We start from the raw sequence: 14,390 nt of genomic DNA, 5'->3' as shown, positions 1-14,390 counted from the left end.
CCAACGCTAATCTAACAAGTGATTGTTTTAGCTGAAATTTTTTGTCGCGCTGCGACTTGTTCTTAGGAATCAAATCAGGGTAACCTCTGTAGTCCCCCGGAGCACCGCCGAGTGCGACGACTCCTTCAATCGAGGTCAGTCAATGAAACAGGGTTTCTTCAGCAAGATGGCGCTCGCAACCGCGATCGCACTTTCTCTCGCCAGCGGCGCTGTCGTTGCCAAAGACAAGCCGGCTGACGTCAAGAAGGAAGTGCTGTATCCGAACGCCACCCGTACTGAACCCAAGTCCGATCTGAAGGACCAGAAGGACGTCGACGCGCTTAACGCCGGCCAGGAAGCTGCGACCGATGGCGACCTCGCCAAGGCGAACGAGATCCTCGGCCCGCTGGCCGATGGTTCGAAGACCAAGAGCAAGTACGCCCAGGCCATCGCGCTGCAGGCCCTCGCCACGCTCAACTTCAACAGCGGCAGCGACGAAGGCAAGAAGAAGGGTCTCGAACAGCTGAAGCAGGCGCTTGATGTCGGCGCGCCGGTGGTGCCGAACGACACGTACTACCAGCTGAAGTACATGTACGCGCAGCTCCTCGCGGGCGACGAACAGTACGCACCTGCACTGCAGGCCCTGCAGCAGTGGCGCGCAGAAGGCAAGCGCGAGACGGCTGAGTCGTACGGCCTCGAAGGTTCGATCGATTACCGCCTCGAGAAGTACCCGGAAGCGATCGCTGCGATCACCAAGGCGAAGTCCATGCCGGATGCGAAGCCGCAGCCGCAGTGGGACCAGATCCTGATGGCCAGCTATTCGGAAACCGGCCAGGGCGACAAGGCCGCCCAGATGGCTTCCGATGAACTCGCGAAGAACCCGAGCGATGCAACGGCGCTGAACAATGCGACGTCCTCGCTCATCCAGGCACAGAAGTATCCGGAAGCGATCGCCCTGATGGAGAAGGCGCACACCGCCGGCGCCATCAAGGACGAGAAGCAGTACGTGAACTTCGCCAAGATCTACCTGATCGACGGCCAGAACAACGACTCGCGTCAGAAGGGTAATGCCCAGAAGGCCGCTGCCATCCTCAAGGAAGGCATGGACAAGGGCGTGGTGCAGAAGACGGGCGAGAATTACAACCTGCTCGCCGACTCGTACATCACCGCCGACGATATGAACAACGCGACGGCCGCGCTCAATGAAGCGGTCAAGGTCGCGACCAATGGCGAACCGGCGCTCAAGCTGGCTCGCGTGAATCTCCAGGAAAACAAATACGCCGCGGCCGAAAAGGCAGCGACGGACGCCATCAGCAAGGGCGTGCAGCATAAAGGCCAGGCCTATATGGTGCGCGCGGAAGCCAAGCGTGGTCAGAAGAACAAGCAGGGTGCTATCGCGGACATGAAGCTCGCGGCTCAGGATCCTGAAACGTCTGCCAAGGCCAACGCCTGGTTGAAAACCGCAGGTAACCAGTAAGGCGACCTTGTAAAGTGCCGGAAGGGGGCCTTGTGGCCTGCCATAAATCTTCCCTTCAGGCGCTATACAAACGCCATATGCTGGTGTAACTTGCTTCTTTTCCGCTTGCATAAACCTGCGTTCAGGCATTGTGAAACTGCCGGGCGTCGGGAAGCAGCGGGCCCACTTCCGCTTGATTAGCTCTTGATAGTGACTGATGGCCTCAAGTAACGAATCAACCGGCCAAGCGCCGTTTAGTTGGGGGCGCACAAGTGCGTTGGCAGTAGCCATCGCGCTGCATTCGTTCGCCTTCCTGCTGCTGGTCGCGCCCATGGCGCCGCCCAAGTCGCAGGAAAAGCAGAAGGAAAAGGTGGTCCAGGTCGACTTTATCGAACCGCCGCCGCCGCCCCCGCCGCCGCCGCCGCCGCCTCCGGAACCTCCGAAGCAGCCGCCGCCGAAAATCATTCAGCAGGTGAAGCCGCCGCCGACACCGCCGCCGCCGGCTCCGCCGCCGCCGGCTGTTGAAGAGGCGAGCTCGAATCCCGTTCCGGCACCGCCGCCGGCGCCTCCCGCGCCTCCGGCACCGCCGGCGGATATCGCGCCGAGCGAAAATCTGTCGTACCGTCAGCGTAACCCGCCAAAGTATCCGCCGCAGGCGGTTCGCCAGCGGCATGAAGGTACGGTGGTACTTCTGGTTCTCGTGGCTGTCGACGGTACGCCGAAAGACATCCAGGTCGACCAGTCGAGCGGTTTCCGCGAACTGGACAAGGCAGCGCAGGATGCGGCCAGGAACTGGCGATTCAACCCGGGCAAGCGAGGCGGTCAGGCCGTCGAAGGCTATGCACGTGTCCCCGTTACGTTCAACCTAAACCAGCTGTAAGCCCCCACGCTTACAACTTTTAAGTTCAATCTTGACTTCCCAAGGGTAGCGTTATGTTGCAAGACACCTCCGCTCAGCCTGCTACGCCAGGTAACTCCAATGCCGACGCCCTCAAGCAGATGGGCTTCGACCACCTCATTCACAACTTCGACTTCCTCGGTTGGATTGTGTTCGTGGTGCTGGTCCTGATGTCGTTCCTCTCCTGGTACTTCATCATCGCCAACTTCGTCCGTAACAGCCTGGTGCGTTCGCGCGCCGACAAGGTGATCCAGGGCTTCTGGAACACCGCGTCGACCCAGGAAGCCATTCGTATGCTCGAAGAGCAGCCGAAGGGCGAACCGTTCTCGAAGATCGCGCTCGACGCCGCTTCGGCCGTGGCTCACCACCAGCAGGCTGCTGGCGGTCGTCTCGCCGAGTCGCTGTCGCGTTCGGAATTCATCGATCGCGCCCTTCGCCAGGCCGTGGCTCGTGAGAGCCTGCGTCTCGAAGGCGGCCTGACCCTGCTCGCCACGGTCGGCTCGTCGGCTCCGTTCATCGGTCTGCTCGGTACGGTGTGGGGTATTTACCACGCGCTGATCGGCATCGCCGCTTCGGGTTCGGCTTCGATGGATAAGGTCGCTGGCCCCGTCGGTGAAGCTCTGATCATGACCGCGTTCGGTCTGTTCACCGCTATCCCGGCCGTGCTTGCGTACAACTTCTTCATGCGCTCGAACCGCCTGACCTACGCCCAGTTCGACGAATTCGCGCACGACCTGCACGACTTCTTCGCCACTGGCGCCCGTGTCGAAGGCACGAAGTAATCGTTAGAGGAATTGACCCATGGCTATGAGCAGCGGGGGCAACTCCGGTGGGCCGATGTCGGAAATCAACGTCACGCCGCTGGTCGACGTGATGCTGGTTCTGCTGATCATCTTCATGATCACGGCACCACTGATGTCCCATAAGGTCCAGATCGATCTGCCGAAGGCTAATCCGAACGTTAAGGATGACACCCCGGTCGAGCCGATGGATCTCGCGGTCAAGCCGGACGGTACGTACTTCCTCAATGACGGCGAAGTCACTGAGGCTGAACTGAAGGCCCAGTTTGCGGTTGCGGCGGCGAAGTCGCCGCAGCCGGAACTCCAGATCCGTGCCGACCGCACCACCGAGTACAAGGTGGTGAAGAAGATCCTTGGCGATGCCAAGGAAGCCGGTATGGTCCACGTCGGCTTCATGTCGACTGGCAAGGAGTAACGAACATGGCATTCAGCTCAGGCAATTCCGGTGGCCCGATGTCGGACATCAACGTCACGCCGCTCGTCGACGTGATGCTGGTGCTCCTGATCATCTTCATGATCACGGCTCCGATGCTGTCGCATAAGATCAAGATCGATCTGCCGCAGCCGAATCCGAACATCGTCAATCCAGAAAATCCGCCGGATCCCGTCCGGCTGCAGATCCGCCAGGATGGTTCGCTGTACTGGAACGATACGCCGGTTGACGAGCTGGGCCTGCGCGCCCAGATCGCGGTGATCGCCCAGCAGTCCAACCAGCCGGAACTGCAGATCGACGCGGATGACGCGGTTCAGTACGAGGTCGTGGCTCGCGTGCTTTCCGACGCGAAGGGCCAGGGCCTGACCAAGATCGGCTTCGTTAACGCGCAGTAATCGATCAGGTCTGTCCGGTAAGACTGAAAACCCCGCCTCACGGCGGGGTTTTTTTATGCATGCTCCCACAAGAGCGAAACGGCCGTTGTGGGAGCGCGCTTGCGCGCGATAGGTGTTACTTCAAAATATCGAGATACGCGCGAACGGTGTTCGAAAGCCCCTGATACAAGGCCTCACCGATAAGCGCGTGCCCGATCGACACTTCCGCAAGCCCAGGAATCGCAGCCTTGAACGTCCCAAGGTTCGCCTGGCTAAGGTCATGCCCCGCATTCACCGCGAGTCCCGCCTGCTGCGCACGACGAGCCGTGTCGGCGAAGGTCGCGAGTTGCGCACGCGCATCGCCATGGTGGAACGCTTCGGCATACGGCCCGGTGTAGAGCTCGATACGCTGGATACCGATCGCCACGGCATCGGCGAAACCATTGGCGCCGGCATCGACGAACACGCTCACTCGGCAGCCAATTTCGCGGAACGCGGCCACGACCGGCTTGAGCGTTTCGATGTCCTTCGTCAGGTCGAAACCGTGGTCCGAGGTGATCTGGCCGTCGCCATCCGGCACGAGCGTCACCTGGGTCGGCTTCACTTCGCGGCACAGCTCGATAAGCCCGGGATAGGCGCCGCGCGCACCGGCAAACGGATTGCCTTCGATGTTGTATTCGACACGCCCACGCAGCAAGCCCGCCAACGTGCGAACGTCGGCCGGCGTCACATGGCGCATATCGGGTCGGGGATGAACCGTGAGGCCGCCGGCGCCTGCATCGATGCAGGTATTGGCCGCGGTGGCGATATCCGGTTCGCTGCCGCCGCGCGAGTTGCGCAGTACGGCGATCTTGTTCAGGTTAACGCTGAGTAGGGTCATCGACGGTCCAAAAAAATGCGCACGTCACAAGCGCGACGTGCGCAATGACTGTCGTCCCAGCATAACGCGCCACATCCCTGTGGCGCACTCCACGGCTCACACACACACACGTAAAGTCAGACACGCCCCGGACCGAAAAGGTTCAAAGCGGAAATGTGAAGACGCGAACCGTGCGGGGCTCGCCGCGCCATGCGACGGTGGACACCAGGCCATCACCCAGCCCGAGCGGATGGACCTGCCAGGCGCTGGCGGGAGCCACCTCGCCTTCGAAGGCGTCGGGAACCAGCGGTAGGCCCGAGATCCGGCGGAAGGCTACCCGGTGCAGCCCATACGAGAGTCCACCGCCCTGCGCCTTGAGCACCGCCTCCTTGGCCGTCCAGAGCTCGAGGAAGCCCATCAGTAGCTGCTCCGGGGCGAGTTCGGCCAGCCACGCCGTCTCGGAGGGCGCGAAGAATCGTTGCGCCAGTTCCAGCGATCGCGCGCGCGGACGAACCCGCTCGACGTCCACCCCGAGCTCGAACCCGGGAGGCCCATGACCGATGGCGAAAAGGGCGACATCGCGGCTGTGCGACCAGCTGAAACCGAAGCGGCTGAACAGCCCCGGGAAGTGCGGCTTACCGTGCTCTCCCCGGGCGACCTCGGGCGCGCCCGCGCCGGCATACGCCACGAGCAGCGCGCGGAACAACGGTGCGTCGGCGGCATCGCCACCCCACGGCATCCGCCATACGTGGATCTCATCGTCGGGTAGGTGCGGAACGTCCAGGCTCATCCGCCCATGCTAGCCTGAGCGCGTACCACACAGGGACCTTATCTACGTGATCGCAGGCTGGCTCCTGCTGCTCGTGGCCTTGCTGTACGTCGGCCTGTTGTTCGGGATCGCGTACCTCGGCGACCGCCGCCCGCTCTACCCTCGCCAGCCGCGCCTGCGCCCGCTGGTCTACAGCCTTGCCCTCGCGGTGTACTGCTCGTCGTGGACCTTCTATGGCGCGGTCGGCACCGCGGCGCGCTCCGGCCTGGCCTACCTGCCGATCTACCTCGGCCCGCTGCTGCTCTTCGTGTTCGGCTTTGGCCTGCTCGAGCGGCTCGTGCTCGTGGCCCGCGAACGCAACATCACGTCCATCGCCGACTTCATCGCCGCGCGCTTCGGCAAGTCGCACGGCCTGGCGGCGCTGGTCGCCATCATCGCCGTGCTCGCGATCATTCCGTACATCGCGCTCCAGTTCAAAGCCGTCGCCATGTCGTTCAGCGTGCTCGGCGAAGGCTCGAGCTGGTGGTTCGGCGACACCGCGCTGTGGTGCGCCGCCCTCCTCGCCGTCTTCGCGATCCTCTTCGGCACGCGCAACATCGATGCGACCGAACACCACCACGGCATGATGCTCGCGGTGGCCGTCGAGTCGCTGGTCAAGCTGCTGGCCTTCGTGGGTATCGCCGTCTACGCGTACCTGCATGGTCCCGGCATCGTCGAGACCGTTCGCGCACCCGTGCTGCAGATCGAGAAAGGCAGCATGCCGCCGGGCTTCGTCGCGCAGACCCTGCTGGCGTTCTGCGCGATGTTCTGCCTGCCGCGCCAGTTCCAGATCGGCGTCGTCGAATGCGAGGATCCCCGCGACCTGCGCAAAGCGCGCTGGTTGTTCCCGGCCTACATGGTCCTGATCTCGATCGGCGTGCTGCCTATCGTGAGCGCGGGGCTCGGGCTCGACTCCGTCACAAGCCGGCACGTCGACGCCTGGGTCCTCAACCTGCCGATCGCACACGGCAATCACGCCATGGCGCTCATTGCGTTCATCGGCGGATTCTCGGCGGCCACCGGCATGGTGATCGTCGCCGCGGTTGCGTTGGCCACCATGATCAGCAATGACCTGGTGATGCCGGCATTGCTGCGCATCCGCCGGCTCGGCCTCGAGCAACGCGGCGATGTCTCGCATCTCGTCCTCGCCATTCGCCGCATCGCGATCGTCGGCCTCGCCGCGATGGCATACGTCTATTACCGCATCATCGCCGACGCGGAGAACCTCGCCGCGACGGGCCTGCTCTCCTTCGCTGCCGTGGCCCAGTTCGCGCCGGCGATCGTCTCCGCGTTGTACTGGCGCGGGGCGAGCCGCGTCGGCGTCTATGTCGGCCTGATCGCCGGGTTCGGCATGTGGGCGTACACCCTGCTGTTCCCGGCCATGACCCGCGCCGGCTGGCTGCCGGGCGCGTGGCTCAATGATGGACCTTTGGGCATCGCGTGGCTCAAGCCTAACGAGCTGTTCCATCTGAGTGGCTGGGACCCCGTTACGCACGGCACGTTCTGGTCACTGCTCATCAACGTGTCCTGCCTCATCTTCATCTCGCTACGCTTCCGTCCCAGTGTCGCGGAACGACTGCATGCGGCGCTCTTCGTTGACCCGTTCGTCCGCAGCGTGACGGGCGCTGGTGACTGGCGCGGCCGTGTCACCGTGCGCGACCTCGGGACCATCGCCGGGCGCATCGTCGGTGATCGCGTGACGCAGCGGGCCTTCCACGAGTACGGACAGCGCCACGGTGTGACGCTCTCCCCTACCGACTCCGCCGACCGCCCGCTGATCCAGTTCACGGAACGCCTGCTGGCGAGCGCCGTCGGTGCGGCGAGTGCGCGGCGCATCCTCATGGGTGCGCTGAGTGGCACGGGCCTCGATATCGCCGAAGCCATGGCGTTGATGGACGAGGCGTCGCAGGAATTGCGCTTCAACCGCGAACTGCTCTCGACCACGCTCGAGAACGTCTCGCAGGGTATTAGCGTGGTCGATGGCGACATGCGCCTCGTCGCATGGAATCGCCGCTATCTCGAACTGTTCGACTACCCGGAAGGCATGGTCTACGTTGGCCTGCCCGTCGCCGACCTGATTCGCTGGAACGCCGAACATGGTGAATGCGGCCCGGGTGAAGTCGATGAGCATGTCGGCAAGCGCATCCGCTACATGCGTGCCGGCTCGCCGCATCTGTTCCAGCGCATTCGTCCGGATGGCACTGTGATCGAGATGCGTGGCCGCGCGCTGCCCGGTGGCGGATTCGTCACGACGTTCACCGACGTCACTGCGTACAAGCACGCCGAGCAAGCGCTGATCGAAGCGAATGAAACCCTCGAGCAACGCGTCGACGATCGTACGGCGGAACTCTCCGAGGCGCTCGATGCTACGGCGATCGCACGCCGGGAAGCCGAGGCGGCCAACGCTTCGAAGACACGCTTCCTTGCGGCGGCGAGCCACGATTTGCTGCAACCGTTGAACGCCGCGCGGCTGTTCACCTCGGCGCTGCGTCAGCACCCTGGTCTGGACGGCGAAGCAACGCAACTCGCCGAACGCATCGATGCTTCGTTCCGTGCGGCGGAAGATCTGCTCGATGCGCTGCTGGATGTATCGCGACTCGATGCCGGCAGCTATCGACCTGAAGTCGCGCCGTTCGCCCTTGCCGATCTGTTCGATTCACTGAAGCAGCAATTCGCCGTCGTTGCCGAGCAGCGTGGCCTCAGCCTGCACGTGGTGCCAACGACCGTGGCCGTGCGTTCCGATGCGCAGTTGCTAAGGCGCATCGTCGCAAACTTCCTCTCCAACGCATTGCGCTATACGCGTGCCGGCGGCGTCGTGCTGGGCGTGCGCCGCAGCGGCAAGGATGTGCGCATCGAGGTGTGGGATAGCGGCCCCGGCATCGCCGACGAGCAGCAAGCGCGCATCTTCGGCGAGTTCCAGCGCATCGACCGGCCATCGCCATGGGGCGAGAAAGGCCTCGGCCTGGGCTTGTCCATCTGCGACCGTCTTTCCGGCATCCTCGGCCATCGCCTCGGCCTGCGCTCGCGAGTGAGCCACGGCAGTTGCTTCAGCATCACCGTACCCCGCGCGGAAGCCACGGCACGCGAGCGCGTCGCCGCGGTGGCGCGGCCTGGTGGTGAACAACTGCCGCTCACGGTGCTGTGCCTCGACAACGACGAAGCCATCCTTGATGGCATGAAGGCGTTGCTAGGCCGCTGGGGTGTCGACTGCCGGGTGGCGATGGATGTCGAAGCCGCGTTGGCGATCCTCAGCGATACGCGCGTGGACCTGATCCTGGCCGATTACCACCTCACCGAAACCCTGGACGGCCTCGCGGCACTGCAGATCATCGCGAACCACGTCTCACCGATGCCTCCCGCGGCGATGGTCACCGCGGATGGCAGCACCGAGCTGAAGCAACGCGCGCGCGAGCTTGGTTATCCGTTGCTGCACAAGCCGGTTAAGCCGGCGGCGCTTCGCGCGATGCTCGTAGCCCTGGCGAAACGCGCCGGCACCAACGCCGCATAACCGCCGATTTTGTAGGAGCCCACCCTGTGGGCGACGCCGTTCGCAAAAGAGCCACATTATCCCAAGCGGTGAGGCGAAAAATGTCGCCCACAGGGTGGGCTCCTACGAGTCGTTTGTGAGGCCTGGGATGGCTTCCTTTTCTACATCCAGATGCGAGGCGGCCAGCGCCACCTGCGTGCGGTTCGACACGCCGAGCTTCCGCATGATCGCCGTCATGTGCGCTTTCACTGTCGCTTCCGACACGCCGAGGTCGTACGCAATCTGGTTGTTGAGCAAGCCCTCGGCGATCATGTTCAGCACGCGGAACTGCTGGGGTGTAAGCGAAGCGACTCGCGCAGCGACATCCGCCTCATCCGCCTTCAGTTCCACGGTACCGCCCATCAGCTGATGCGGTAGCCATACATCGCCATCGAGGACCGCGCGCACTGCTTCAACGATATCGTCCACAGCGGCGGACTTCGGGATATACGCCGACGCACCATGCGCAAGCGCGCGCCGCGCAACCTGCGCTTCTTCATGTCCGGACACGACGATCGTCGGCAACCCCGGATACTGCCCACGGATATGCGCGAGCGCGGAATAGCCGCGCGCGCCCGGCATGTGCAGGTCCATCAGCAGCAGGTCGGCTTCCGGCATCGTCTCGATGAGCGCGAACAGCGCGGGCACGCTATCCGCCGTATGCACCGTTGCATCCGGCAGGGCCGCCAGGACCGCGCGCTGGAGGGCATCGCGGAATAGCGGATGGTCATCGGCGATGAGGACGTCGCTCACTTGATCAGTCTTTCTTCCACCAGGTTCTTCACCACGCCCGGATCGGCCAGCGTCGAGACATCGCCCAGCTGGTCGGGTGCGTTCTCAGCGATCTTGCGCAGGATGCGGCGCATGATCTTGCCCGAACGTGTCTTCGGCAGGCCGGGCGCCCATTGCAGGTAATCCGGCGCCGCGATCGGCCCGATCTCCTTGCGCACGCCGGCGACCAGCTCCTTCTTCAGCTCTTCGCTACCCGCCTCACCCGAAATCAGCGTAACGAACGCGTAGATGCCCTGGCCCTTGATGTCGTGGTGGCAACCGACCACCGCAGCCTCGGCGACCTTCGGGTGGGCAACCAGCGCGCTCTCCACTTCCGCGGTGCCGATGCGGTGGCCGGATACGTTGATCACGTCATCGACGCGGCCGGTGATCCAGTAGTAGCCATCTTCGTCGCGCCGCGCGCCGTCACCGGTGAAGTAGTTGCCCGGGTAGGCCTTGAAGTAGGTATCGATGAAGCGCTGGTGGTCGCCGTACACCGTGCGCATCTGGCCCGGCCACGAATCGGTGATCACCAGGTTGCCGCTGCATGCGCCTTCCTGCACCTTGCCCTCGGCATCGACGATGGCCGGCTTGATCCCGAAGAACGGCAGCGTCGCGGAGCCCGGCTTCAGGTCGATCGCACCCGGCAATGGCGTGATGAGGAAGCCACCGGTCTCGGTCTGCCACCAGGTGTCGACCACCGGGCAGCGCTCTTCGCCGACCACGCGGTAATACCAGTTCCACGCCTCCGGGTTGATCGGCTCGCCGACCGTGCCCAGGATGCGCAGGCTCTTGCGCGAGGTCTTCTTCACCGGCTCGTCGCCCTCGCGCATCAGCGCGCGGATCGCCGTCGGTGCGGTGTAGAACAGCGTCACCTGGTGCTTGTCGACCACCTGCCAGAAGCGGCTGAAATCCGGGTAGTTCGGCACGCCGTCGAACATCACGACGGTCGCGCCATTCGCCAGCGGGCCATACACCACATAGCTGTGGCCGGTGATCCAGCCGACATCGGCCGTGCACCAGTAGATATCGTCCTCGCGCAGGTCGAAGGCGAGCTCGTGGGTGAGGCTGGTGTAGGTCAGGTAGCCACCGCTGGTGTGCAGCACACCCTTCGGCAGGCCCGTCGAGCCCGAGGTGTACAGGGTAAACAGCGGATCCTCCGCGTTCATCGGCTCGGCCGGGCACTCCGTGGACTGCCCTTCCATCAGCGTGTGGTACCAGCGGTCGCGCGGCGACTGGACGTTGATCGCCCCGCCCGTGCGCTTCACCACGATGACGGTCTCGACGCTGTTGGTGTTCGGCCGGCTCAGCGACTCATCCACGTTGGCCTTCAGCGGGATCTTCTTCCCGCCGCGGCAGCCCTCGTCGGCGGTCACGATGAGCTTGGCCTTCGAGTCGGCGATGCGGCTCGCCAGAGAATCCGGCGAGAAACCACCGAAAACGACCGAGTGGATGGCGCCGATGCGGGCGCAGGCCAGCATGGCCACGGCCGCCTCCGGGATCATCGGCAGGTAGATGACCACGCGGTCGCCCTTGCCGACGCCCAGGTTCTTCAGCGTGTTGGCGAACTGGCAGACCTCGGCGTGCAGCTGGCGATCGTTCAGCGTGCGGGTTTCGTTGGGGTCATCCCCTTCGAAAATAATCGCGGTCTTGTCGCCGCGCTTATCGAGGTGGCGGTCGAGGCAGTTGGCGGCCACGTTGAGCTCGCCATCCTCGTACCACTTGATGTGCAGGTTGGCCGGATCGTAGGACACGTCCTTGATCTTCGTCGGCTTTTTGATCCAGTCCAGGCGCTCGCTCATCCGCTTCCAGAAGCCCTCCGGATCCTGGACCGACTCCGCGTACATGCGCTGATAGTCGTCCTTGCGGATACGCGCCTTTTCGGCGAAGGCGGGATCGACCGGGTGGATCTCGGACATGCTGGCTCCTGCGGCACAAAGGTTACGTGGGGGCTTGGACCCTGAGTGTAACGTCGCGGCGCAGCATACGGATGCGGCGTGCTTACGACTTTGGTCGAGGTTCGACCTTTGGCGAATGGATGCCCGGCCCGGCCTGTCACATTCTCGGCCTGCCAAGGGTTGGGGAGACCATTGATGAAGACCACGCATTCCGGTGGCCGCAAGGCCATCGCCTTAAGCGTTGCTTGTGCCCTCATGCTGCCGCTCGCGGCCATGCCGGACACCGCCCACGCGCAGTCGAAGTCGAAGAAGACATCCAGCCGCGAGGCGCAGCTGGAGCAGCGGGTGAACCAGCTCGAGCAACAGCTGGCCGAGCTGAAAGCCATGATCCAGGAACAGAAGGCGGCGACCACCGAGGCGGCGACTACCGCGCAGGCCGCGCAGACCCAGTCGCAGGCCACCGAGGAGAAGGTGACCAAGGTCGAGAAGACCGTGGCGGCCGTGCCGGCGAAGCCTTCCTTCACCACCGGCACCGCACCGGGTGTCTCGCTGGCGTTGCACGGCTTCATCAACGTCAGCGGCTTCAAGCAGGATGGCAACTACCAGTACGGCAACGGCCAGAACGCGGAATACCCGCTGCCGGGCGCGTCAGGCAAGGCCAACTCCATCACTGGCGTCGATGTGCGCAACACGCGCTTCTGGCTCGACTTCACCGGCGCCCGGTTCAACGAGAACTGGACCGGCTCGGGCCGTATCGAAATGGACTTCTTCGGCGGCTTCAACGGCACCGGCGCCTATGCCGGTTCACAGCCGGAGCAGCGCCTGCGCCAGGCGTACATGGATATCAGCAACGTCGACACGGGTACCACGTTCCGCATCGGCCAGATGTGGCAGCTGCTCTTCCCGCTCGACTACGTCCCGCAATCGCTCTCGCACATCGCCTTTCCGCTGGGTTACGGCACCGGCCTGATCGGCTGGCGTTACCCCGGTGTCGTCTGGATGCAGGACCTGAACCACGGGTCGGAAGGCACGAAGTGGCGCTTCGACCTCGGCGCCTACGAGGGCAGCTGGAACGGCCCGGGTGCCACGACCAACTTCCTGACCGCCGGCAACGCGGGCTTCAAGCCGCAGATCCAGGCCCGCATCACCGCCAAGGGCAAGGACTGGCAGGCCTTCCTCGGCGCGCACTACAGCCGCATCGACCTGCACGGCGTAGATGGCAATACCGTCACGCCGATCAAGGGCAACGTGAAGAGCACCGCGGTGGAACTGGGCGGTATGTGGACGCCCGGCAACTTCATCCTGAAGGGCGCCGTGTACACGGGTAACGCCATCGGCCAGATGTTCGGCGACCTCTCGCAGTTCGGCGATATCAAGGACAAGGGCGCCTGGGCGCAGGCGGGCTACAAGTTCGACAAGCACTGGACGCTGTTTGCGTTCGGCTCGGTGAGCAAGCCCGACAAGGATGACGTGCTGCGCTGGCGTGCTGCCAACACCGCCGGCCTGCTGAAGGGCCAGCAACAGGCGCTCAGCCTGCAGTACACCACCGGTCCGTTCGACTTCAGCGGCGAATGGATCCACTCCAAGATTTACTCGACGACGACCAATGGCCTCGGCCGCCAGACGGATTCCGGCAACGAGTACACCCTTAACGCGATGTACCGCTTCTGACGGAGAACCGCATGGCCACCACCGCATCCGGCATGCATGCCGCAGGCAATATCGGCACCAGTCACAAACGCGTGATCTTCGCGTCCAGCCTGGGCACCGTGTTCGAATGGTATGACTTCTATCTTTACGGCTCGCTCGCGGCCACGATCGGCAAGCAGTTCTTCACCGGCCTCAACGACACCAGCCAGTTCATCTTCGCGCTGCTGGCGTTCGCCGCGGGCTTCGCCGTCCGGCCGTTCGGTGCCATCGTGTTCGGGCGCATCGGTGATCTGATCGGGCGCAAGTACACGTTCCTCGTCACGATCATCATCATGGGTACGTCCACGTTCCTCGTGGGTGTCCTTCCCGGATACACAACGATAGGTGTTGCGGCGCCCGTGTTGTTGATCCTGTTACGCCTGCTGCAGGGCCTGGCCCTGGGTGGCGAATACGGCGGCGCGGCGACGTACGTTGCCGAGCACGCACCGAATGGAAAGCGCGGCCTGTACACCAGCTTCATCCAGATCACCGCGACGTTCGGCCTGTTCCTCTCGCTCCTGGTGATCCTTGGAACGCGCCTCGGCCTGGGTTCGGAAACCTTCGATGCCTGGGGCTGGCGCATCCCGTTCCTGATCTCGGCGATCCTGGTTGGCGTGTCGGTGTATATCCGCATGCAGCTGCATGAGTCGCCGGTGTTCCAGCAGATGAAGGCCGAGGGCAAGCAGTCGAAGGCGCCGCTGACCGAAGCCTTCGGCCAGTGGAAGAACCTGAAGCTGGTGATCCTGGCCCTGCTCGGCGCCACGGCGGGCCAGGCGGTGGTCTGGTACACGGGCCAGTTCTACTCGCTCTATTTCCTCACCCAGAGCCTGAAGATCGACGCCACCACGGCCAACCTGCTGATCGCCGCCGCCCTGCTCATCGGCACGCCGTTCTTCGTC

12 protein-coding genes are annotated in these 14,390 nt (G+C 63.8%); 8 read left to right on the top strand and 4 right to left on the bottom strand.

Features of this window, described 5'->3' with window-relative positions:
• Positions 1-142: 142 nt before the first annotated feature.
• The 5 genes from ACTHLF_RS04630 (at position 143) to ACTHLF_RS04610 (ending at position 3,961) form a co-directional block, all read left to right on the top strand.
• Entirely contained in the window at positions 143-1,456 is a 1,314-nt protein-coding gene (locus tag ACTHLF_RS04630) for a tetratricopeptide repeat protein (RefSeq protein WP_440325273.1), read from the top strand.
• 196 nt (positions 1,457-1,652) lie between these two features.
• Positions 1,653-2,315, top strand: coding sequence for an energy transducer TonB (locus ACTHLF_RS04625; protein WP_440325271.1), 663 nt, complete (start codon positions 1,653-1,655; stop codon positions 2,313-2,315).
• A gap of 53 nt (positions 2,316-2,368) precedes the next feature.
• On the top strand, positions 2,369-3,115 hold the full coding sequence (locus ACTHLF_RS04620; RefSeq protein WP_440325269.1) for a MotA/TolQ/ExbB proton channel family protein: 747 nt from the start codon (positions 2,369-2,371) through the stop codon (positions 3,113-3,115).
• 19 nt (positions 3,116-3,134) lie between these two features.
• A complete protein-coding gene (locus ACTHLF_RS04615) occupies positions 3,135-3,548 on the top strand; it encodes an ExbD/TolR family protein (RefSeq protein WP_166700192.1) in 414 nt (137 codons plus the stop codon).
• Positions 3,549-3,553: 5 nt separating this feature from the next.
• Positions 3,554-3,961 carry an ExbD/TolR family protein gene (locus tag ACTHLF_RS04610; RefSeq protein WP_072323403.1) on the top strand — a complete coding sequence of 136 codons (408 nt, stop codon included), beginning with the start codon at positions 3,554-3,556 and terminating at the stop codon, positions 3,959-3,961.
• A 115-nt stretch (positions 3,962-4,076) separates the two neighbouring features.
• Here the strand turns inward: ACTHLF_RS04610 and ACTHLF_RS04605 are convergent, their stop codons facing one another.
• The gene (locus ACTHLF_RS04605) at positions 4,077-4,820 is read right to left on the bottom strand and encodes a pyridoxine 5'-phosphate synthase (protein ID WP_440325267.1); all 744 of its coding nucleotides are present in this window, start codon (positions 4,818-4,820) and stop codon (positions 4,077-4,079) included.
• Positions 4,821-4,962: 142 nt separating this feature from the next.
• Positions 4,963-5,589, bottom strand: a complete 627-nt coding sequence (locus tag ACTHLF_RS04600) for a 4'-phosphopantetheinyl transferase family protein (protein ID WP_440325265.1) — start codon at positions 5,587-5,589, stop codon at positions 4,963-4,965.
• Positions 5,590-5,635: 46 nt separating this feature from the next.
• Here ACTHLF_RS04600 and ACTHLF_RS04595 point away from each other — a divergent pair, with 46 nt between their 5' ends.
• The gene (locus tag ACTHLF_RS04595) at positions 5,636-9,115 is read left to right on the top strand and encodes a hybrid sensor histidine kinase/response regulator (RefSeq protein WP_440325263.1); all 3,480 of its coding nucleotides are present in this window, start codon (positions 5,636-5,638) and stop codon (positions 9,113-9,115) included.
• A gap of 102 nt (positions 9,116-9,217) precedes the next feature.
• Here ACTHLF_RS04595 and ACTHLF_RS04590 read toward each other — a convergent pair whose 3' ends face one another.
• Together ACTHLF_RS04590 and acs are read right to left on the bottom strand one after the other, a co-directional pair.
• Positions 9,218-9,886, bottom strand: a complete 669-nt coding sequence (locus ACTHLF_RS04590; RefSeq protein WP_440325261.1) for a response regulator transcription factor — start codon at positions 9,884-9,886, stop codon at positions 9,218-9,220.
• The gene (gene acs / locus ACTHLF_RS04585; protein WP_440325259.1) at positions 9,883-11,823 is read right to left on the bottom strand and encodes an acetate--CoA ligase; all 1,941 of its coding nucleotides are present in this window, start codon (positions 11,821-11,823) and stop codon (positions 9,883-9,885) included. Before acs ends, ACTHLF_RS04590 begins: the two co-directional genes overlap by 4 nt.
• 174 nt (positions 11,824-11,997) lie before the next feature.
• On the opposite strand from acs, the gene ACTHLF_RS04580 reads away from it, so the two are divergent.
• Positions 11,998-13,473 (top strand): hypothetical protein, encoded by a 1,476-nt coding sequence (locus ACTHLF_RS04580; protein ID WP_440325258.1) that lies wholly within the window; start codon positions 11,998-12,000, stop codon positions 13,471-13,473.
• Positions 13,474-13,484: 11 nt separating this feature from the next.
• A partial coding sequence (locus tag ACTHLF_RS04575) for an MFS transporter (protein WP_440325256.1) occupies positions 13,485-14,390 on the top strand: 906 nt, incomplete at its 3' end.

This window comes from Luteibacter sp. (assembly GCF_051958795.1).
GTDB lineage: Bacteria > Pseudomonadota > Gammaproteobacteria > Xanthomonadales > Rhodanobacteraceae > Luteibacter.
The sequence above is the reverse complement of the archived record's forward strand: the minus strand, read 5'-3'. Positions and strand labels throughout refer to the sequence as shown.

Excerpts from the sequence above, each read along its gene's own strand:
- ACTHLF_RS04630 (WP_440325273.1), top strand. The coding sequence starts at position 143 with ATGAAACAGGGTTTCTTCAGCAAGATGGCGCTCGCAACCGCGATCGCA.
- ACTHLF_RS04625 (WP_440325271.1), top strand. The coding sequence starts at position 1,653 with ATGGCCTCAAGTAACGAATCAACCGGCCAAGCGCCGTTTAGTTGGGGG.
- ACTHLF_RS04620 (WP_440325269.1), top strand. The coding sequence starts at position 2,369 with ATGTTGCAAGACACCTCCGCTCAGCCTGCTACGCCAGGTAACTCCAAT.
- ACTHLF_RS04615 (WP_166700192.1), top strand. The coding sequence starts at position 3,135 with ATGGCTATGAGCAGCGGGGGCAACTCCGGTGGGCCGATGTCGGAAATC.
- ACTHLF_RS04610 (WP_072323403.1), top strand. The coding sequence starts at position 3,554 with ATGGCATTCAGCTCAGGCAATTCCGGTGGCCCGATGTCGGACATCAAC.
- ACTHLF_RS04605 (WP_440325267.1), bottom strand. The coding sequence starts at position 4,820 with ATGACCCTACTCAGCGTTAACCTGAACAAGATCGCCGTACTGCGCAAC.
- ACTHLF_RS04600 (WP_440325265.1), bottom strand. The coding sequence starts at position 5,589 with ATGAGCCTGGACGTTCCGCACCTACCCGACGATGAGATCCACGTATGG.
- acs (WP_440325259.1), bottom strand. The coding sequence starts at position 11,823 with ATGTCCGAGATCCACCCGGTCGATCCCGCCTTCGCCGAAAAGGCGCGT.
- ACTHLF_RS04580 (WP_440325258.1), top strand. The coding sequence starts at position 11,998 with ATGAAGACCACGCATTCCGGTGGCCGCAAGGCCATCGCCTTAAGCGTT.